Source organism: Streptomyces sp. GESEQ-35 (genome assembly GCF_017948485.1).
Classification (GTDB): domain Bacteria; phylum Actinomycetota; class Actinomycetes; order Streptomycetales; family Streptomycetaceae; genus Streptomyces.
Genome location: NZ_JAFFSX010000029.1, coordinates 94,905 through 114,432, shown reverse-complemented (window position 1 = coordinate 114,432; position 19,528 = coordinate 94,905). Strand labels below are relative to the sequence as shown.

At 68.2% G+C, this 19,528-nt stretch carries 16 protein-coding genes; 1 reads left to right on the top strand and 15 read right to left on the bottom strand.

Going from position 1 to position 19,528, the window contains the following annotated elements; translation table 11 throughout:
• Positions 1-29: 29 nt before the first annotated feature.
• From nuoN to KCH87_RS39625, 14 genes are read right to left on the bottom strand one after another with little or no spacing between them, the layout of a single operon-like run.
• Positions 30-1,679 carry an NADH-quinone oxidoreductase subunit NuoN gene (gene nuoN, locus KCH87_RS39690; protein WP_210592751.1) on the bottom strand — a complete coding sequence of 550 codons (1,650 nt, stop codon included), beginning with the start codon at positions 1,677-1,679 and terminating at the stop codon, positions 30-32.
• Complete coding sequence (locus tag KCH87_RS39685) at positions 1,676-3,247, bottom strand: NADH-quinone oxidoreductase subunit M (protein WP_210592750.1); 1,572 nt, start codon at positions 3,245-3,247, stop codon at positions 1,676-1,678. Before KCH87_RS39685 ends, nuoN begins: the two co-directional genes overlap by 4 nt.
• Positions 3,248-3,252: 5 nt before the next feature.
• Entirely contained in the window at positions 3,253-5,166 is a 1,914-nt protein-coding gene (nuoL, locus tag KCH87_RS39680) for an NADH-quinone oxidoreductase subunit L (RefSeq protein WP_210592749.1), read from the bottom strand.
• A gap of 14 nt (positions 5,167-5,180) precedes the next feature.
• Positions 5,181-5,480 (bottom strand): NADH-quinone oxidoreductase subunit NuoK, encoded by a 300-nt coding sequence (gene nuoK / locus KCH87_RS39675; RefSeq protein WP_210592748.1) that lies wholly within the window; start codon positions 5,478-5,480, stop codon positions 5,181-5,183.
• Positions 5,477-6,295 carry an NADH-quinone oxidoreductase subunit J gene (locus KCH87_RS39670; RefSeq protein WP_210592747.1) on the bottom strand — a complete coding sequence of 273 codons (819 nt, stop codon included), beginning with the start codon at positions 6,293-6,295 and terminating at the stop codon, positions 5,477-5,479. The genes nuoK and KCH87_RS39670 overlap by 4 nt, the downstream gene beginning before the upstream one ends.
• Positions 6,292-6,903, bottom strand: coding sequence for an NADH-quinone oxidoreductase subunit NuoI (gene nuoI / locus KCH87_RS39665; RefSeq protein WP_210592746.1), 612 nt, complete (start codon positions 6,901-6,903; stop codon positions 6,292-6,294). Before nuoI ends, KCH87_RS39670 begins: the two co-directional genes overlap by 4 nt.
• Positions 6,896-8,260: an NADH-quinone oxidoreductase subunit NuoH gene (gene nuoH / locus KCH87_RS39660; RefSeq protein WP_210592745.1), complete on the bottom strand. Its 1,365-nt coding sequence runs from the start codon at positions 8,258-8,260 to the stop codon at positions 6,896-6,898. Before nuoH ends, nuoI begins: the two co-directional genes overlap by 8 nt.
• Positions 8,257-10,761 carry an NADH-quinone oxidoreductase subunit G gene (locus KCH87_RS39655; RefSeq protein ID WP_210592744.1) on the bottom strand — a complete coding sequence of 835 codons (2,505 nt, stop codon included), beginning with the start codon at positions 10,759-10,761 and terminating at the stop codon, positions 8,257-8,259. The genes nuoH and KCH87_RS39655 overlap by 4 nt, the downstream gene beginning before the upstream one ends.
• On the bottom strand, positions 10,758-12,104 hold the full coding sequence (nuoF, locus tag KCH87_RS39650; protein ID WP_247197474.1) for an NADH-quinone oxidoreductase subunit NuoF: 1,347 nt from the start codon (positions 12,102-12,104) through the stop codon (positions 10,758-10,760). Before nuoF ends, KCH87_RS39655 begins: the two co-directional genes overlap by 4 nt.
• Positions 12,104-12,937, bottom strand: coding sequence for an NADH-quinone oxidoreductase subunit NuoE (gene nuoE, locus KCH87_RS39645; RefSeq protein WP_210592783.1), 834 nt, complete (start codon positions 12,935-12,937; stop codon positions 12,104-12,106). Before nuoE ends, nuoF begins: the two co-directional genes overlap by 1 nt.
• A gap of 29 nt (positions 12,938-12,966) precedes the next feature.
• On the bottom strand, positions 12,967-14,289 hold the full coding sequence (locus KCH87_RS39640; protein WP_210592742.1) for an NADH-quinone oxidoreductase subunit D: 1,323 nt from the start codon (positions 14,287-14,289) through the stop codon (positions 12,967-12,969).
• A complete protein-coding gene (locus KCH87_RS39635; protein WP_210592741.1) occupies positions 14,286-15,035 on the bottom strand; it encodes an NADH-quinone oxidoreductase subunit C in 750 nt (249 codons plus the stop codon). The genes KCH87_RS39640 and KCH87_RS39635 overlap by 4 nt, the downstream gene beginning before the upstream one ends.
• Positions 15,032-15,586: an NADH-quinone oxidoreductase subunit B family protein gene (locus KCH87_RS39630; protein ID WP_043442859.1), complete on the bottom strand. Its 555-nt coding sequence runs from the start codon at positions 15,584-15,586 to the stop codon at positions 15,032-15,034. Before KCH87_RS39630 ends, KCH87_RS39635 begins: the two co-directional genes overlap by 4 nt.
• Before the next feature lie 12 nt (positions 15,587-15,598).
• Entirely contained in the window at positions 15,599-15,958 is a 360-nt protein-coding gene (locus KCH87_RS39625) for an NADH-quinone oxidoreductase subunit A (protein WP_007383963.1), read from the bottom strand.
• A 712-nt stretch (positions 15,959-16,670) separates the two neighbouring features.
• On the opposite strand from KCH87_RS39625, the gene KCH87_RS39620 reads away from it, so the two are divergent.
• The gene (locus KCH87_RS39620; RefSeq protein WP_210592740.1) at positions 16,671-17,504 is read left to right on the top strand and encodes a C40 family peptidase; all 834 of its coding nucleotides are present in this window, start codon (positions 16,671-16,673) and stop codon (positions 17,502-17,504) included.
• 81 nt (positions 17,505-17,585) lie between these two features.
• Here the strand turns inward: KCH87_RS39620 and KCH87_RS39615 are convergent, their stop codons facing one another.
• The gene (locus KCH87_RS39615; protein WP_210592739.1) at positions 17,586-19,409 is read right to left on the bottom strand and encodes an FAD-dependent oxidoreductase; all 1,824 of its coding nucleotides are present in this window, start codon (positions 19,407-19,409) and stop codon (positions 17,586-17,588) included.
• Between the last annotated feature and the right edge of the window lie 119 nt (positions 19,410-19,528).

The window sequence follows — 19,528 nt, the reverse complement described above, 5'->3', positions numbered from 1 at the left end:
GATGCCGGGCGGTTGTGTGTGCGGATCGGTCAGCGCACGAACACTCCCGCCTGGCTCGCCAGGTCCAGGAAATACTGCGGTGCCACACCGAGTACCAGCGTGACGGCGACGCCCACCGCGATGGCCGTCGTCGTCATCGCCGACGGCACGGCGACGGTCGGGCCCTCGGGCGTCGGTTCGCTGAAGAACATCAGCACGATGACGCGGATGTAGAAGAACGCGGCGATCGCCGACGAGATCACGCCGACCACGACCAGCGGGGCCGCGCCACCCTCCGCCGCCGCCTTGAACACGGCGAACTTCCCGGCGAAGCCGGAGGTCAGCGGAATACCGGCGAAGGCCAGCAGGAACACCGCGAACACGGCCGCCACCAGCGGCGAACGGCGCCCGAGACCGGCCCACTTGGACAGGTGCGTCGCCTCACCACCGGCATCCCGTACGAGCGTGACCACCGCGAACGCGCCGATCGTCACGAACGAGTAGGCGGCCAGATAGAAGAGGACGGACGACACTCCGTCCGGCGTGGTCGCGATGACGCCCGCGAGGATGAAGCCCGCGTGCGCGATCGACGAGTACGCCAGCAGCCGCTTGATGTCGGTCTGCGTGATCGCGACGATCGCACCGCCGAGCATGGTGACGATCGCGACCGCCCACATGACCGGCCGCCAGTCCCAGCGCAGGCCGGGCAGCACGACGTACAGGAGCCTGAGCAGCGCTCCGAACGCGGCCACCTTGGTCGCCGCCGCCATGAATCCGGTGACCGGGGTCGGTGCGCCCTGGTACACGTCCGGCGTCCACATGTGGAACGGCACCGCGCCGACCTTGAACAGCAGGCCCATCACGAGCATCGCGGCGCCGATGAGCAGCAGTGCGTCGTTGCCCATGGTGTCCGCGAGGGCCGGGGTGATGTTGGTGACCGTGCCGTCGACGACCTGCGCGATCGTCGCGTACGACACCGAGCCCGCGTAGCCGTACAGCAGCGCGATGCCGAACAACGTGAACGCGGAGGCGAACGCGCCGAGCAGGAAGTACTTGACCGCGGCTTCCTGCGACATCAACCGCTTGCGGCGGGCGACCGCGCACAGGAGGTACAGCGGCAGCGAGAAGACTTCCAGGGCGATGAACAGCGTCAACAGGTCGTTGGCCGCCGGGAAGACCAGCATGCCCGCGATCGCGAACAACAGCAGGGGGAACACCTCGGTGGTGGTGAACCCCGCCTTGACCGCGGCTTTTTCGCTGTCGCTGCCCGGCACGGAGGCCGCCTGTGCGGCGAACGAGTCCACCCGGTTGCCGTGCGCCGCCGGGTCCAACCTCCGTTCGGCGAAGGTGAACAGGCCCACCAGCCCGGCCAGCAGGATCGTGCCCTGAAGGAACAGCGCCGGCCCGTCGACGGCGATCGCTCCCATCGCCGCGATACCGGCCTTGGTCGTGCCGTATCCGTCCGCCGCGAGCGCGACGACCGCAGCGAAGGCGGCGACGAGCGCGACTACGGAGATGAACACCTGCACGTAGTAGCGGGCCTTGCGCGGCACAAGCGCCTCGACCAGCACCCCGACCACCGCCGCACCGACGACGATCAGGGTCGGCGACAATTGTCCGTATTCGATCTTCGGCGACTCGATCTTCGAGATCGGATCGGCCGCGGTTGTCCACAGGCTGTGGACGACTGCTGTACTCACTTGGCCGCCTCCACCTCGGGCTGAGGATCCTTCTGCTCTACGTCGGACATGGTCTGCTTGACCGCCGGGTTGACGATGTCCGTGACGGGCTTCGGGTAGACGCCCAGGACGATCAGCAACGCGACCAGCGGGGCGACGACCACGAGTTCACGCACCCTGAGATCCGGCATCGCCGCCACCTCGGGCTTCACCGGGCCCGTCATCGTCCTCTGATAGAGGACGAGGGTGTACAGCGCGGCGAGGACGATGCCGAAGGTGGCGATGATGCCGATCACCGGATAGCGCGCGAACGTGCCGACCAGAACCAGGAATTCGCTCACGAACGGCGCGAGTCCCGGCAGCGACAGGGTCGCCAGGCCTCCGATCAGGAAGGTCCCGGCGAGCACCGGAGCGACCTTCTGCACGCCTCCGTAGTCCGCGATGAGCCGCGAGCCACGCCGCGAGATCAGGAAGCCGGCCACCAGCATCAACGCGGCCGTCGAGATTCCGTGGTTGACCATGTACAGCGTCGCGCCCGACTGGCCCTGGCTGGTCATCGCGAAGATGCCCATGATGATGAACCCGAAGTGCGAGATCGACGCGTACGCCACCAGCCGCTTGATGTCCCGCTGGCCGACGGCGAGCAGTGCCCCGTAGATGATGCTGATCAGCGCCAGTACGAGGATGGCGGGCGTCGCCCACTTCGACGCCTCCGGGAACAGCTGGAGGCAGAAGCGGAGCATCGCGAAGGTGCCCACCTTGTCGACGACCGCCGTGATGAGGACGGCGACCGGAGCGGTGGCCTCCCCCATCGCGTTGGGCAGCCAGGTGTGCAGCGGCCACAGCGGGGCCTTCACCGCGAAGGCGAAGAAGAAGCCCAGGAACAGCCAGCGTTCGGTGTTGGTCGCCATGTCCAGCGAGCCGTTGGCCCGCGCCTCGGCGATCTCCTGGAGCGAGAAGTTCCCGGCGACCACATACAGGCCGATCACCGCGGCCAGCATGATCAGGCCGCCGACCAGGTTGTAGAGCAGGAACTTCACGGCGGCATACGACCGTTGCGTGGACGCCGCCTTCTCGCCGTGTTCGTGAGCACGGTCCCCGAAGCCGCCGATGAGGAAGTACATCGGGATCAGCATGGCTTCGAAGAAGATGTAGAAGAGGAAGACGTCGGTGGCCTCGAAGGAGATGATCACCATCGCCTCGACGGCCAGGATCAGGGCGAAGAAGCCCTGCGTCGGCCGCCACCGCTTGCTGCCGGTCTCCAACGGGTCGGCGTCGTGCCAGCCCGCGAGGATGATGAACGGGATCAGCAGGGCGGTCAGCGCGAGCAGCGCCACCGCGATGCCGTCCACACCCAGCTCGTATCTGACCCCGAACTCCGCGATCCAGGCGTGGGATTCGGTGAGCTGGTAGCGGTCGCCGTCCGGATCGAAGCGCACCAGGGTCGTGATGGCCAGCCCGAGGGTGCCCAACGAGACCACCAGCGCAAGCCACTTGGCGGCGGTGCGCTGCGCGGCCGGTACGGCGGCCGTGGCGATCGCCCCGATCGCGGGGAGCACCGCCGTCGCTGTCAGCAGTGGAAAGGACATCGGTATCAGACCGCCCTCATCAGCAGGGTCGCGGCGACGAGGATGGCCGCACCGCCGAACATCGAGAACGCGTACGACCGCGCGTAGCCGTTCTGCAGCTTGCGCATGCGTCCGGAGAGGCCGCCGACCGAGGCCGCCGTGCCGTTGACGACTCCGTCGACCAGGGTGTGGTCGACGTACACCAGGGACCGCGTGAGGTGCTCGCCGCCGCGGACCAGGACGACGTGGTTGAAGTCGTCCTGGAGCAGGTCACGGCGGGCGGCCCGGGTGAGCAGCGATCCGCGCGGGGCGAGGACCGGGACCGGGCGACGGCCGTACTGGGCGTAGGCGAGGGCGACGCCCAGTACCAGGACCACCATGGTGGCCAGGGTGACCGTCAGAGCGCTGACCGGGGAGTCGCCGTGGTCGTGCCCGGTGATGGGCTCCAGCCAGTGCAGGAAGCGGTCGCCGATGCTGAAGAACCCGCCTGCGAAGACCGATCCGAAGGCCAGCACGATCATCGGGATCGTCATGGACCTCGGCGACTCGTGCGGGTGCGGCTCATTGCCGTTCGCATCGGGCTGCCAGCGCTTCTCGCCGAAGAACGTCATCAGCATCACGCGCGTCATGTAGAACGCCGTGATGGCCGCGCCCAGCAGGGCCGCGCCGCCGAGGATCCAGCCCTCGGTGCCGCCCTTGGCGAACGCCGCCTCGATGATCTTGTCCTTGGAGAAGAAGCCGGACAGACCCGGGAAGCCGATGATGGCGAGGTAGCCGAGGCCGAAGGTGACGAAGGTGACGGGCATGTACTTGCGGAGGCCGCCGTACTTGCGCATGTCGACCTCCTCGTTCATGCCGTGCATGACCGAGCCGGCGCCGAGGAACAGCCCGGCCTTGAAGAAGCCGTGCGTCACCAGGTGCATGATCGCGAAGACGTAGCCGATGGGACCGAGGCCCGCGGCGAGGATCATGTAGCCGATCTGCGACATGGTCGAGCCGGCCAGCGCCTTCTTGATGTCGTCCTTCGCGCAACCGACGATCGCACCGAACAGGAGCGTGACGGCTCCGACGATGGTGACGACCAGCTGCGCGTCGGGCGCCGCGTTGAAGATGGCGCCGGAGCGGACGATCAGATAGACGCCCGCGGTCACCATCGTCGCGGCGTGGATGAGGGCCGAGACCGGGGTCGGGCCCTCCATCGCGTCCCCGAGCCAGGACTGCAGCGGCACCTGGGCGGACTTGCCGCACGCTGCCAGGAGCAGCATCAGGGCGATGCCGGTGAGCGTGGCCTCACTGGTGTCCGCGGAGAGGCCCGCCTCTTCGTGGGTGCCGAGCACCGGGCCGAAGGCGAAGGTCCCGAACGTCGTGAACATGATCATGATTGCGATCGACAGGCCCATGTCGCCGACCCGGTTGACCAGGAAGGCCTTCTTCGCGGCGGTCGCCGCGCTGGGCTTGTGCTGCCAGAAGCCGATCAGCAGGTAGGACGCGAGACCGACGCCCTCCCAGCCGACGTACAGCAGTAGGTAGTTGTCGGCGAGGACGAGCAGCAGCATCGCCGCGAGGAACAGGTTCAGGTAGCCGAAGAAGCGGCGGCGCCGCTCGTCGTGCTCCATGTACCCGACCGAGTACAGGTGGATCAGCGAGCCGACGCCGGTGATCAGCAGCACGAACGTCATCGACAGCTGGTCGAGCTGGAAGGCGACGTCCGCCTGGAAGCCCTCGACCGGCACCCAGCTGAACAGGTGCTGGCTGAGCTCGCGTTCGTCGGCGCCCTTCCCCAGCATGTCGACGAAGAGGACGGCGCCGATCACGAATGAGGCGGCCGCGAGGACCGTCCCGATCCAGTGGCCGACGGCATCGAGCCGCCGACCGCCGCACAGCAGCACGGCCGCTCCGAGCAGAGGCGCCGCGATCAGCAGCGCAATCAGGTTCTCCACGATTCAGCGACCCCTTAGAGCTTCATCAGGCTGGCGTCGTCGACCGAGGCCGAGTGGCGGGAACGGAACAGCGACACGATGATCGCGAGCCCGACCACGACCTCCGCGGCGGCGACGACCATCGTGAAGAACGCGATGACCTGACCGTCGAGGTTGCCGTGCATCCGGGAGAAGGCGACGAGCGCGAGATTGCAGGCGTTGAGCATCAGCTCGACGCACATGAAGACGACGATCGCGTTCCGCCGGATCAGCACGCCGGTGGCGCCGATCGTGAACAACAGGGCGGCGAGATAGACGTAGTTGACCGGGTTCACTTCGACGCCTCCCCGCTGTTCGTGCGCTCCAGACGGTCTTCGGAGCGCTGTTCCAGGGCCTTGAGGTCGCTGATCGCCTCGGCGGACACATCACGGATCTGGCCGCGCTCGCGCAGCGTCTTGCTGACGGTGAGCTCGGACGGGGTGCCGTCGGGCAGCAGGCCCGCGATGTCCACCGCGTTGTGCCGGGCGTAGACGCCGGGCGCGGGCAGCGGCGGAAGGTGCTTGCCCTCGCGCACGCGCTCCTCGGCCAGCTCGCGCTGGGTCTTGGCCCGCTCGGTGCGCTCGCGGTGGGTGAGCACCATGGCGCCGACGGCGGCCGTGATGAGCAGGGCGCCGGTGATTTCGAAGGCGAAGACGTACTTGGTGAAGAGGAGGGTGGCGATGCCCTCCACATTGCCGTTCGCGTTCGCCTGTGCCAGGCCGTTGAACTCCGTCAGGGAGGCGTTGCCGATGCCCGCGACCAGCAGGATGCCGAAGCCGAGCCCACAGAGAAGGGCCAGCCAGCGCTGGCCCTTGATGGTCTCCTTCAAGGAGTCCGCCGCCGTCACGCCGACGAGCATCACCACGAACAGGAACAGCATCATGATCGCGCCGGTGTAGACGACGATCTGTACGACGCCCAGGAAGTAGGCGCCGTTGGCGAGGTAGAACACCGCCAGGATGATCATGGTCCCGGCGAGGCAGAGCGCGCTGTGCACGGCCTTCTTCATGAAGACGGTGCACAGGGCGCCGATCACCGCGACGGTGCCGAGGACCCAGAACTGGAAGGCCTCTCCGGTGGAGGTCGAATAGGCGGCGAGTTGCTCGTTCACGCGCCCACCCCCTCGTCCTCGGGCTTCTCGCCCTTGGAGACGGCCACCTGCGGCTCGGTGCCGGGCGCGGCCTCCGTCACCAGGCCCCGGTAGTAGTCCTGCTCATCCATCCCCGGGTAGATGGCGTGCGGCGCGTCGACCATGCCGTCTTCGAGGCCGGCCAGCAGCTGTTCCTTGGTGTAGATGAGGTTGGCGCGGCTGGAGTCGGCGAGCTCGAACTCGTTCGTCATCGTCAACGCGCGCGTGGGACACGCCTCGATGCACAGGCCGCACAGGATGCAGCGGGCGTAGTTGATCTGGTAGACGCGGCCGTACCGCTCGCCCGGCGAGTAGCGCTCCTCGTCCGTGTTGTCCGCGCCCTCGACGTAGATCGCGTCGGCGGGACAGGCCCAGGCGCACAGCTCGCAGCCGACGCACTTCTCCAGGCCGTCCGGATGGCGGTTGAGCTGGTGCCGTCCGTGGAACCGGGGTGCGGTGGTCTTCTGCTGCTCCGGGTACTGCTCGGTCAGCCGCTTCTTGAACATGGCCTTGAAGGTCACGCCGAAGCCGGCCACGGGGTTCTGGAAACCAGGCTTCGTCTGCCCGGCCTCCTTGGGCTCCTCAGCCATCGGACGCCTCCTTTCCATCCAGAGATCCGTCACTGGCAGTATCCGACCCACCACTGACAATCAACTCCCGCTCGCGGCGCGAACGGCGCCGGGGCACCGGCGGCAAGTCCTGTCCCGGCAGTGGCGGTACGGGGAATCCGCCCGCCATCGGGTCGAAGGCCGGGGGTCCATCGGCGGGCCGATCGGCCGCCTTCCCCTTCTCGCGGAACATGTCGGCGACGAAGGAGAGCAGCAGCAGGGCGAGGACACCGCCGCCGACGTAGAGGGCGATGTCGGCGAAGTCGTAGTTCTCGTTCCGCAGCGTCCGCACCGTGGCCACGAGCATCAGCCAGACCACGGAGACCGGGATGAGGACCTTCCAGCCGAGCTTCATCAACTGGTCGTAGCGGACCCGCGGGAGCGTGCCGCGCAGCCAGATGAAGAAGAACAACAGCAACTGGACCTTGACAACGAACCAGAGCATCGGCCACCAGCCGTGGTTCGCGCCCTCCCAGAAGGTGGTGACCGGCCAGGGGGCCCGCCAGCCGCCCAGGAAGAGCGTGGTCGCCACCGCCGAGACGGTCACCATGTTCACGTACTCGGCGAGCATGAACATCGCGAACTTGATCGACGAGTACTCGGTGTTGAAGCCGCCGACCAGGTCGCCCTCGGACTCCGGCATGTCGAAGGGGGCGCGGTTGGTCTCGCCGACCATCGTGATGATGTAGATCACGAAGGAGACCGGCAGCAGGATGATGTACCAGCGGTCCTGCTGCGCCTCGACGATCGCCGACGTGGACATCGACCCCGAGTAGAGGAAGACGGAGGCGAAGGCGGCGCCCATGGCGATCTCGTAGGAGATCATCTGTGCGCAGGAGCGCAGACCGCCGAGCAGCGGGTAGGTGGATCCAGAACTCCAACCCGCAAGGACGATGCCGTAGATGCCGACCGAGGCAACCGCGAGGATGTAGAGCATCGCGATCGGCAGGTCGGTGAGCTGCATCGTCGTGCGGTGGCCGAAGATCGAGATCTCGTTGCCGGCCGGTCCGAAGGGGATCACCGCGATCGCCATGAAGGCCGGGATGGCCGCGACGACCGGCGCGAGGACGTAGACCGCCTTGTCCGCGCGTTTGACGATGAGGTCTTCCTTGAGCATCAGCTTGATGCCGTCGGCGAGCGACTGGAGCATGCCCCAGGGGCCGTGCCGGTTGGGGCCGATGCGCAACTGCATCCAGGCGACGACCTTGCGCTCCCAGACGATGGAGAAGAGCACGGTCACCATCAGGAAGGCGAAGCAGAACACCGCCTTGATGACGACCAGCCACCAGGGGTCGCGGCCGAACATCGAGAGGTCTTCAGCAGCGAAGTACGCGTTCATGCCTCCACCTCCTTGGGGGCCTCGCCGGCGAGCGTCGCCGGGCCGATGCGGACGAGGGCGCCGGGCAGCGCCCCGGTGTCGGAGGCGACGCCCCCACCGGCGGAGTTCAACGGGAGCCAGACCACCCGGTCGGGCATCTCAGTGACCCGCAGCGGGAGTTCGGTTACTCCGGCTGAGCCCGTCACCGCGAGCACGTCACCGTCCTTGACGCCCGCCTCGGCGGCAGTCGCGGCCGACACACGCGCGTGGGCCGCATGTCGCGTCCCGGCGAGCGCGTCGTCGCCCTCCTGGAGGCGCCCCTGGTCCAGCAGCAGCCGGTGCCCGGCGAGCACGGCCTCCCCGGCGGCCGGCCGCGGCAACACGCCCGCGGTTTCCAGCGGTTCGGTGGCTCGCGGCCCGTCCCAGGCACCGAGCCGGTCCAGCTCCGCGCGCGCGGTGCGCAGATCCGGCAGCCCCAGGTGTACGTCCATGGCGTCGGCCAGCATCTGCAGCGCACGCGCGTCGGTCGGCGCGAGGGTGCGGGTCATGTGGTCGGGCTTGAGAGCGGCCTCGAAGAGACGCACTCGGCCTTCCCAGTTGAGGAACGTGCCCGCCTTCTCGGCCACCGCGGCGACGGGCAGCACGACGTCGGCGAGCTCGGTGACCTCGCTGGGCCGCAGCTCCAGCGACACCACGAAGCCCACTTCGTGAAGCGCTTCACGCGTGCGTGCCGGGTCGGGCAGGTCGGCGATCTCGACGCCCGCGACAAGCAGCGCCTGGAGTTCGCCGGCGGCGGCGGCCTCGACGATCTGGCCGGTGTCACGGCCGTACCGGTGCGGGAGTTCGGCGACACCCCAAACCGCTGCGACCTCATCACGCGCGCGTGGGTCGGTGGCCGGGCGCCCGCCGGGCAGCACCGACGGCAGCGCCCCCGCCTCGATCGCGCCCCGCTCGCCGGCCCGGCGCGGAATCCACACCAACTGGGCGCCGGTCGCGGACGCGGCCCGTACCGAGGCGGTCAGTCCGCCCGCCACCGCGGCCAGCCGCTCGCCGACGACGATCACCGCACCCTCGGTGCGCAGCGCCTCGGCGGCCTTCGCGCCGTCGTCCTCCAGGCCGACCCCACTCGCGAGCGCGTCCAGCCACTCGGTCTCGGTGCCGGGAGCGGCGGGCAGCAGCGTGCCTCCTGCCTTCTCCAGCCCGCGCGTGGCATGCGTGGCCAGCGCGAACACCTTCTGTCCGTGTCCCCGCCAGGCCTTGCGCAGCCGCAGGAAGACGCCCGGCGCCTCCTCTTCGGCCTCGAACCCGACCAGCAGGACCGCGGGCGCCTTCTCCAGAGAGGTGTACGTGACGCCCGTACCGTCGAGATCCCGTCCGCGCCCGGCGACCCGGGCGGCCAGGAAGTCGGCCTCCTCGCCGGTGTGGACGCGCGCGCGGAAGTCGATGTCGTTCGTGTCGAGCGCCACGCGCGCGAACTTGCTGTAGGCGTACGCGTCCTCGACGGTGAGGCGTCCGCCGGTCAGCACACCGGTGCGACCGCGCGAGGCGAGCAGCCCCTGGGCGGCGATCTGTAGGGCCTCCGGCCATGAAGCGGGGACCAGTTCGCCCTCGGCATTGCGCACCAGCGGCGTATCGATCCGGTCCCGCTGCTGCGCATACCGGAAGCCGAAGCGCCCCTTGTCGCAGATCCACTCTTCGTTGACCTCGGGGTCGTTGGCCCCGAGGCGTCGCATGACCTTGCCGCGCCGGTGGTCGGTGCGGGTCGCACAGCCGCCGGAGCAGTGCTCGCACACGGAGGGCGAGGAGACGAGGTCGAAGGGCCGGGAGCGGAAGCGGTACGCCGCCGAGGTGAGCGCGCCGACCGGGCAGATCTGGATGGTGTTGCCGGAGAAGTACGACTCGAAGGGGTCGCCCTCACCGGTACCGACCTGCTGGAGCGCGCCCCGCTCGAGCAGTTCGATCATCGGGTCGCCCGCGATCTGGTTGGAGAACCGGGTGCAGCGGGCGCAGAGCACGCACCGCTCCCGGTCCAGCAGCACCTGCGTGGAGATCGGGACCGGCTTCTCGTAGGTCCGCTTCTTTCCTTCGAAGCGGGACTCGGCCTGGCCGTGCGACATGGCCTGGTTCTGAAGCGGGCACTCGCCGCCCTTGTCGCAGACGGGGCAGTCCAGCGGGTGGTTGATGAGCAGCAGCTCCATCACACCGTGCTGCGCCTTCTCGGCGACCGGCGAGGTGAGGTGGGTCTTCACCACCATCCCGTCCGTGCACGTGATCGTGCAGGACGCCATCGGCTTGCGCTGGCCCTCGACCTCGACGATGCACTGGCGGCAGGCGCCGGCCGGATCGAGGAGGGGATGGTCGCAGAACCGGGGGATCTCGATGCCGAGTTGCTCGGCGGCCCGGATGACCAGGGTGCCCTTGGGCACGCTGATCTCCACGCCGTCGATCGTCAGCGTGACGAGGTCTTCCGGCGGGACCGCCGCCTCTCCCCCTCCGGAGGGAGCGTTGGTGGTCACGGTCATGCGTTCACCTCCGTGCGGTCGGCCCAGGCCGTCGACTTGGCCGGGTCGAAGGGGCAGCCGCGGCCCGTGATGTGCTGCTCGTACTCCTCGCGGAAGTACTTCAGCGAGGAGAAGATCGGCGAGGCGGCACCGTCGCCGAGGGCGCAGAAGGACTTGCCGTTGATGTTGTCGGCGATGTCATTGAGCTTGTCGAGGTCAGTCATCACGCCCTTGCCGGCCTCGATGTCGCGCAGCAACTGCACGAGCCAGTACGTCCCTTCGCGGCACGGTGTGCACTTGCCGCAGGACTCGTGGGCGTAGAACTCGGTCCAGCGGGTGACGGCGCGCACGACGCAGGTCGTCTCGTCGAAACACTGCAGAGCCTTGGTGCCGAGCATGGAACCCGCGGCACCCACTCCTTCGTAATCAAGAGGGACGTCGAGGTGCTCGTCGGTGAACATCGGCGTCGAGGACCCGCCCGGCGTCCAGAACTTGAGGCGATGTCCCGGCCGCATGCCGCCGCTCATGTCGAGGAGCTGCCGGAGTGTGATGCCGAGCGGCGCCTCGTACTGGCCCGGATTGGTGACATGGCCGCTGAGCGAGTAGAGCGTGAAGCCCGGGGACTTCTCGCTGCCCATCGACCTGAACCATTCCTTGCCGTTTTTCAGGATGGCGGGAACTGACGCGATCGATTCGACGTTATTCACCACAGTCGGGCAGGCATAGAGGCCCGCGACGGCAGGGAAGGGGGGACGGAGCCGCGGTTGACCCCGACGGCCTTCGAGCGAGTCGAGCAGCGCGGTCTCTTCACCGCAGATGTACGCGCCAGCGCCCGCGTGCACGGTGATTTCGAGATCGAGGCCGCTACCGAGGATGTTCTTGCCGAGGTAGCCGGCCGCATAGGCCTCGCTCACGGCCGAGTGCAACCGCCGCAGCACTGGGACGACTTCACCACGCAGATAGATGAAGGCATGCGACGACCTGATGGCATAACACGCGATGATCATGCCCTCGATGAGGCTGTGCGGGTTCGCGAAGAGGAGCGGGATGTCCTTGCAGGTTCCGGGCTCCGATTCGTCGGCGTTGACAACTAGATAGTGCGGTTTTCCATCACCCTGCGGAATGAACTGCCATTTCATTCCCGTCGGGAATCCCGCGCCACCGCGGCCACGCAGCCCGGAGTCCTTCACAAACGCGATGAGGTCGTCCGGTGACATGGCGAGTGCCTTGCGGAGCCCCTCGTATCCTTCGTGCCTTCGGTAGACGTCCAGCGTCCACGACCTGTCCTCGTCCCAGAAGGCCGACAGCACGGGTGCGAGCAGCTTCTCCGGACTCGTGTCCTTGAACTCGGGTGCCAAGGTCATCACTCCCCCTCCTCGGCGGTGGGCCCTGCCGGGTGGGCAGGGTCGGAGGCCGACGTGTCCTGCGGCGCGTCGTGCGAGCTCAGGTGCTCCCCCGGTGACGGGTCGTGTACGGCCCCGTCCCGTGGCTCGGTGTGCGGGCCGCCCTCCCTCGGGTGGACCACGCGCGCGGGTGCGGCCTCTCCCCTGGCCAGGCGGAGGCCCACCAGCGAAGCGGGTCCCGCTCCGCCGCTTGCCTCGACGGCCCCGGGCCGCTCGTCGGGGAAGCCGGCCAGGATCCGGGCGGTCTCCTTGAAGCTGCACAGCGGCGCCCCGCGCGTGGGCTCGACCGGGCGTCCCGCGCGGAGGTCGTCGACGAGTCGCTTTGCGCTCACCGGGGTCTGGTTGTCGAAGAACTCCCAGTTGACCATCACGACCGGCGCGAAGTCGCAGGCCGCGTTGCACTCGATGTGCTCCAGGGTGACCTTGCCGTCGTCGGTGGTCTCTCCGTTGCCGACCGCGAGGTGCTCCTGGAGCTCCTCGAAGATCGCGTCCCCGCCCATCACCGCGCAGAGCGTGTTGGTGCAGACGCCGACCTGGTAGTCACCGCTCGGCCTGCGCCGATACATGGTGTAGAAGGTCACGACCGCGGCGACCTCGGCCGTGGTCAGGTCGAGCAGGTCCGCGCAGAACTGCTGCCCCGTGCGCGTGACATGGCCCTCCTCCGCCTGCACGAGATGCAGCAACGGCAGGAGCGCGGACCGGGAGTCCGGGTAGCGGGCGATGATCTCCCGCCCGTCAGCCTCCAGCCGGGCTCGAACGTCGTCCGGGTAGTCGGGCGCGGGCAGTTGGGGCATGCCCAGGCTGACACCCTCAGGGATGGTGGTCACCGGTCGACGCCTCCCATCACGGGGTCGATGGACGCGACGGCGACGATGACGTCGGCGACCTGGCCGCCCTCGCACATCGCCGCCATGGCCTGAAGGTTGGTGAAGGACGGGTCACGGAAGTGGACCCGGAAGGGGCGGGTGCCTCCGTCGGACACGACGTGCACCCCGAGTTCGCCCTTGGGTGACTCGACCGCCGCGTACGCCTGCCCCGGCGGCACGCGGAAGCCCTCTGTCACCAGCTTGAAGTGGTGGATCAGGGCCTCCATGGAGGTGCCCATGATCTTCTTGATGTGATCGAGGGAGTTGCCGAGCCCGTCCGGTCCCAGCGCGAGCTGGGCGGGCCAGGCGATCTTCTTGTCGGCGACCATGACCGGTCCGGGCTGTAGCCGGTCCAGGCACTGTTCGACGATCCTGAGCGACTGGCGCATCTCCTCAAGCCGGATCAGGAAGCGGCCGTAGGAGTCACAGGTGTCGGTGGTCGGGATGTCGAAGTCGTAGGTGTCGTAGTCGCAGTAGGGCTGCGTCTTGCGCAGGTCGTGCGGCAGGCCGGTGGAGCGCAGGATCGGGCCGGTGGCACCGAGAGCCATGCAGCCGGACAGGTCGAGATAGCCGACGTCCTGCATACGGGCCTTGAAGATGGGGTTCCCGGTGGCGAGCTTGTCGTACTCCGGGAGGTTCTTCTTCATCTTCTTCACGAACTCGCGGATGTGGTCCACCGCACCGGGCGGCAGGTCCTGCGCGAGTCCGCCGGGGCGGATGTACGCGTGGTTCATCCGCAGGCCCGTGATGAGCTCGTAGATGTCGAGAATCATTTCACGATCACGGAATCCGTAGATCATGATCGTGGTGGCGCCGAGTTCCATGCCTCCGGTGGCGATGCACACCAGGTGCGACGACAGCCGGTTCAGCTCCATCAGGAGAACCCGGATGATCTTGGCGCGCTCGGTGATCTCGTCCTCGATGCCGAGGAGTTTCTCGACGGCGAGACAGTAGGCGGTCTCGTTGAAGAAGGACGTCAGGTAATCCATGCGCGTGACGAAGGTGGTGCCCTGCGTCCACGTGCGGAACTCGAGGTTCTTCTCGATGCCGGTGTGGAGGTAGCCGATGCCGCAGCGGGCCTCGGTGACCGTCTCGCCGTCGATCTCCAGGATCAGGCGGAGCACCCCGTGGGTGGAGGGGTGCTGGGGGCCCATGTTGACGACGATCCGCTCGTCGTCGGCGCGGGCCGCGGACTGGACGACCTCGTCCCAGTCGCCACCGGTGACCGTGTACACGGTGCCCTCGGTGGTCTCACGCGGAGTTGCGTGCTGCGTGCTCATGAGTACGACCTCCGCTGGTCCGGAGCCGGGATCTGGGCGCCCTTGTACTCGACGGGGATGCCGCCGAGGGGGTAGTCCTTGCGCTGCGGGTGGCCCGGCCAGTCGTCCGGCATCATGATCCGCGTCAGGGCCGGGTGACCGTCGAAGACGATGCCGAAGAAGTCGTACGTCTCGCGCTCGTGCCAGTCGTTCGTCGGATAGACGGAGACCAGGGACGGGATGTGCGGGTCCGCGTCCGGGGCGCTGACTTCGAGGCGGATCAGCCGGTTACGAGTGATCGAGCGCAGGTGGTAGACGGCGTGCAGCTCGCGGCCCTTGTCGTGGAGATAGTGGACACCGCTGACGCCCGTGCAGAGCTCGAAGCGCAGGGCGGGGTCGTCGCGCAGGGTGCGGGCGACGCGCAGCAGGTGCTCACGTTCGATGTGGAAGGTGAGCTCGCCGCGGTCGACGACCGTCTTCTCGATCGCGTTCTCGGGGAGGAGACCCTGTTCCTCCAGCGCGCCCTCGAGTTCGTCGGCGACCTCGTCGAACCAGCCGCCGTAGGGGCGACTCGCCGGTCCGGGGAGCCGGATCGAGCGGACCAGCCCGCCGTAGCCGGAGGTGTCGCCGCCGTTGCTGGCGCCGAACATGCCGCGCTGGACGCGGATCTCCTCACCGCCCTCGCCGCGCTGGCCGGGGAGGTTGTCGGTGCCGAGGTCCTTCTCGGGGTTCACACCGTTCGCGCCGGTGCCGTTGGCGTCGCTCACCGCAGCAGCCCCTTCATCTCGATCGTCGGCAGGGCCTTGAGGGCCGCTTCCTCCGCTTCACGAGCCGCCTCCTCGGCGTTCACGCCGAGCTTGGAGGTCTGGATCTTGTGGTGGAGCTTGAGGATCGCGTCCATCAGCATCTCCGGCCGTGGCGGGCAGCCGGGCAGATAGATGTCGACCGGGACGATGTGGTCGACGCCCTGGACGATGGCGTAGTTGTTGAACATGCCGCCGGAGGAGGCACACACCCCCATGGAGATCACCCACTTGGGGTTCGGCATCTGGTCATAGACCTGCCGCAGCACCGGCGCCATCTTCTGGCTGACCCGGCCCGCGACGATCATCAGGTCCGCCTGGCGCGGAGATCCGCGGAAGACCTCCATGCCGAAGCGCGCCAGGTCGTAGCGGCCGGCGCCGGTGGTCATCATCTCGATGGCGCAGCAGGCGAGGCCGAACGTGGCGGGGAAGACGGACGACTTACGCACCCAGCCCGCGGCCTGCTCGACGGTGGTCAGCAGGAAGCCGCTCGGCAGCTTTTCTTCGAGTCCCATGACTAAGGCCCCTCAGTCCCATTCCAGACCGCCGCGCCGCCATACGTACGCGTAGGCCACGAAGACGGTGAGCACGAAGAGCAGCATCTCCACGAGCCCGAAAACACCCAGGGCGTCGAAGGTGACGGCCCACGGGTAGAGGAAGACGATCTCGATGTCGAAGACGATGAAGAGCATCGCCGTCAGGTAGTACTTGATGGGGAAGCGCCCGCCGCCGGCCGGCGTGGGGGTCGGCTCGATACCGCACTCGTAGGCCTCGAGCTTGGCCCGGTTGTATCGCTTCGGACCGATCAGCGTGGCCATGACCACGGAGAAGATCGCAAAGCCTGCCCCGAGGGCTCCCAGTACGAGGATGGGCGCATACGCGTTCACCGCTCCTCGCTCCTCTCAGTCGGCACTGACTGCTGGCGGTTGGTCGGGTTCACACCCGCCTCACCCATCCCACGAGCCCCGCTCGTCCCGGCGAAGATCGAGAACATGTGAAGCAGGTCACAAGCCCAACTGCCTCGCATCTTATGCCCGGCGCTCTGTGATCTGCGACACGGGGTATTGCACAAGCTTTGTGATCTCCACCACCTGACGAAGGATCATGAAGTCGGATCAGCGGTGATCTTCGTACAAGAAGCGTCCAGCTGATCACCAGAGGTGATATTTCCGCTCGTCGGCGCAGTTGAGGGGCGGCGTCTCCATATCAAGAGACTTCCCTTGCATGCAAATTCGCGCTGGACGGGACGCCTTGGTAGAGGCCGCATTCACACGTCGGAGGGAGGTGCCGGGTGCGGCGTGGACGCGTGCACGGGTTCACGAGCGGATCCACTGGAGGCGTGCACACAGGACGCACCCAATGCCGTGACCGTTGCGTGACCTCGGACACACCCATGAGAGGCGGCTGAGAGCGGGGCTTGGCCACCCGTCCCAACCAATGGTAGGTGGGGGGCAATTCGGGCGTAACAAGGAAAGGCCGTGATCACCGGCGTAATGAGCTGCGTCCACAATGTCCGTTACGGCGTCAATAAAGAGTGACGCACCCAGGATTCGGGGCGCCGATTGAACAACTGTGGCGCACCACACGTTTCTTGAAGGTATGGAGGAGCCCCTGATACCGGTTAGTCCCATGTCCCACACCGCTCACATACGCAGCCACCGGAAACCCCGCCGCAGCGCGTCGACAGTCGCGATGCGAGCCGGAGTTGCCGGTGGCATCATCAGCACCGTGGCAGTGGCCGGCGCGTCCGCTTCGGCTTACGCTGCCGAGCCGGTGACGCAGACGCTCGAACTGCCCACGCTCACCGCCGACCTGGCCGCTCAGGTCGAGCAGTCCGCCGCGGCCACCCAGCTGGCCGCGGCAAACTACGAGCTACAGGCCGAGCGTGACGCGGCCGCCGCCGAGGCGGCCCAGGAGGCCAAGAAGGACCTCGCCGAGGCGAAGCAGAAGGCCGAGGCCAAGAAGAAGGCGGAGGAGGCCCGCAGGGCCGCTGCGGAGGAAGCCGCCTCCCGCGCCGCCGAGCGGACCACGCTCTCCGCCGACACGTCCACGTCCACGTCGGTGTCCGCACCGGCCAGCGGCAGTGTCGCGACGGTCGTCTCCTTCCTCCAGTCGCAGCTTGGCGACGCCTACGTCATGGGCGCCTCCGGCCCCGACGCCTGGGACTGCTCCAGCCTGGTGCAGGCCGCGTTCAAGCAGGTCGGCGTGGACCTTCCGCGGGTCTCGCAGGACCAGTCGATGGCCGGCACCGATGTCCCCCTGTCCGACGTTCAGGTGGGCGACATCCTGTACTGGGGCGGCAAGGGCTCCGCGTACCACGTGGGCGTCTACGTCGGAAACGGCCAGTACCTGGACGCGGCCAACCCCTCCAAGGGCGTTGTCGTCCAGGACCTGTCCGGGTACCCGGCGTCCGGAGCGGTGCGCGTGCTCTGAAGCCGCGCACAGCGAACGTACGACCGGTAGGGCCGCAGCCGCTCGGGGGCAGCGGCCCTTCCGGGGCGTTCTACGGGGCGTTCAGCCGAGGTCGAAGGTGTTGGGCAGGCCCAGCCGGTAGCGGACCTCGTCGATGCGTTTCAGCGGCTCCATCTCCGGCGGGCGGAACAGCTCCTGGATCTCACAGCGCTCGGCGTCCGAATTGTCCGCGTCCAGTAGCGCGTTGACGGCCAGCCGCGCGGACTCGTTGGCGCCCTCCATCGTCGCCAGGTCCACATCCGTGCGGACGTAGTCGCCCGCGAGATAGAAGCCGGGCACCTTTGTACGGGCCGTAGGGCGGTTGTAGAGGGTGCCCGTGGGGTGGATGAGGAGTTGCTCGCGGTTCTGCGGGTCGCCGCCGCCCAGGCCCGTCACCGCCGGGTCCATGAACCAGCCGAGCCGGTCCTCGTCGGTGAGGGTCGTCTTGCCGGAGTCGTTCAGGCCGTCCTTCAGTTGGGCCCAGAGTTCGGCGACGACCTCCTCGCGTGTGCACTCGCGGGCAGTCTTGCCGTACAGGATGCCCGGCTTGTCCCACTCGGAGACGATGGCCGAGAGGCAGTCGTGCGCCCGGCCGTCTCCGTAGTCGCGTGAGAAGTCCCGTCCGTCCCAGAACTGGGCCTGGCCGACGGCCGTGACCGACCAGGGTGAGTCGAGGCAGTTGATGTGCCCGTTGACGACGGGCGTCGGGGTGCGCAGGTAGAACATCACGCCGACCATCCAGTCCGTCTGAAGCACGTCGCAGCGCCCGAGCTGCGGGTCGGCCGCGCGCAGGGCGGAGCCCCAGGTGAGGCGGGCGTGTTCGACGGGGAGGGCGGAGATGTAGTGGTCGGCGGTGACGGTGCGGTCCTGGCCGCCGCCCCGCGCGGAGACCCGTACGCCGGTCACCCGGCCGGCTTCGTACTGGATCTCCTTGACCTCGGTCCCCAGCACGAACTCGACGCCGAGGGAGCGCAGATGTGTCTCCCAGGGGTCGATCCAGGCCTCGCTGGTGGGGGCGTTGAGGACGCGGTCGACGTCGGCGTCACCGTCCATGCCGCGGCCGAGGAGGCCCCACAGCAGCAGGGCCTCGATGATGATGCGGCCGACGGTTCGGGTGGAGGCGACCTCCGCGCGCGTGGCCACCAGGTTGCGGGTCTGGCCGATGCCGAGGAGGGTCTGGTACTCCTCGCTCATCTCCTCCGCGCGGATGAAGTCCCACCAGGAGGTCTTCTCCCACTGGTCCTGGCGGCGGGCCTCGCAGCTGGTGAGGTGGACGAGCAGACGGTCGGCGAAGTAGGCGGCCTCGTGGGCGGGCAGGCGGGTGCCGAGGTCGAGGACGGACAGGAGCTGGTCCCGGATCCAGGACGGGGTGAGGTCGCCGGGGGCGGGCGGGGTGGTGAGGCGGCGCAGCGGGAAGTGCAGGTCGGGGCGGCCGGCCTCGCGGGCGAAGAGGGCCTCCGTGCCGCTGCGGAGGTTGTCGTGGACGCCGTTGGCGTTGCCGGGGAAGGGGATGCGGCGCATCGTGTCCGGCAGGTTGCGGTAGAAGCCGGGGAAGAACCGGAAGCCGTGTTCGGCGGGGAGGTCCGCCCGTCCTCCGGCCGCCGTGCCGGGGAAGGGCATCGAGCGGGCCTTGCCGCCGAGGGTGTCGTAGTACTCGTAGACGGTCACCGCGTAGCCGCGCTCGGCGAGTTCCTGGGCGGCGCTGAGTCCGGAGACCCCGCCACCGAGAACGGCGACGCGCTTGCCGGACGCCGCGGCGACGGCGCCCCCGGCGGCTCCTAAGGCGAGGGCCACTCCCCCGGCGACGCCCGCGCCCGCACCGGCGAGGAAGCGTCTACGGGTGTGGCCGGACTGCTGCTCGGGCTGTTGCGTGTGTTCTGTTGTCATGACTACGGGAGGGTAGGGAGGGGCGCCGGAGGCCGGAACCCCGTTTCCCGGCCACCTACAGCATCCTCACAACAGACAGCGGACGAAGGGGAGTTCGGCGTTGCCGACTCAGGTCTTCG

What these genes read in the sequence shown, in the direction of transcription:
- KCH87_RS39620 (WP_210592740.1), top strand. Translation starts at nt 16,671, where the DNA reads ATGGAGGAGCCCCTGATACCGGTTAGTCCCATGTCCCACACCGCTCAC.
- nuoI (WP_210592746.1), bottom strand. Translation starts at nt 6,903, where the DNA reads ATGGCTGAGGAGCCCAAGGAGGCCGGGCAGACGAAGCCTGGTTTCCAG.
- KCH87_RS39685 (WP_210592750.1), bottom strand. Translation starts at nt 3,247, where the DNA reads ATGTCCTTTCCACTGCTGACAGCGACGGCGGTGCTCCCCGCGATCGGG.
- KCH87_RS39630 (WP_043442859.1), bottom strand. Translation starts at nt 15,586, where the DNA reads ATGGGACTCGAAGAAAAGCTGCCGAGCGGCTTCCTGCTGACCACCGTC.
- nuoE (WP_210592783.1), bottom strand. Translation starts at nt 12,937, where the DNA reads ATGCCCCAACTGCCCGCGCCCGACTACCCGGACGACGTTCGAGCCCGG.
- nuoF (WP_247197474.1), bottom strand. Translation starts at nt 12,104, where the DNA reads ATGACCTTGGCACCCGAGTTCAAGGACACGAGTCCGGAGAAGCTGCTC.
- KCH87_RS39655 (WP_210592744.1), bottom strand. Translation starts at nt 10,761, where the DNA reads ATGACCGTGACCACCAACGCTCCCTCCGGAGGGGGAGAGGCGGCGGTC.
- KCH87_RS39640 (WP_210592742.1), bottom strand. Translation starts at nt 14,289, where the DNA reads ATGAGCACGCAGCACGCAACTCCGCGTGAGACCACCGAGGGCACCGTG.
- nuoH (WP_210592745.1), bottom strand. Translation starts at nt 8,260, where the DNA reads ATGAACGCGTACTTCGCTGCTGAAGACCTCTCGATGTTCGGCCGCGAC.
- KCH87_RS39615 (WP_210592739.1), bottom strand. Translation starts at nt 19,409, where the DNA reads ATGACAACAGAACACACGCAACAGCCCGAGCAGCAGTCCGGCCACACC.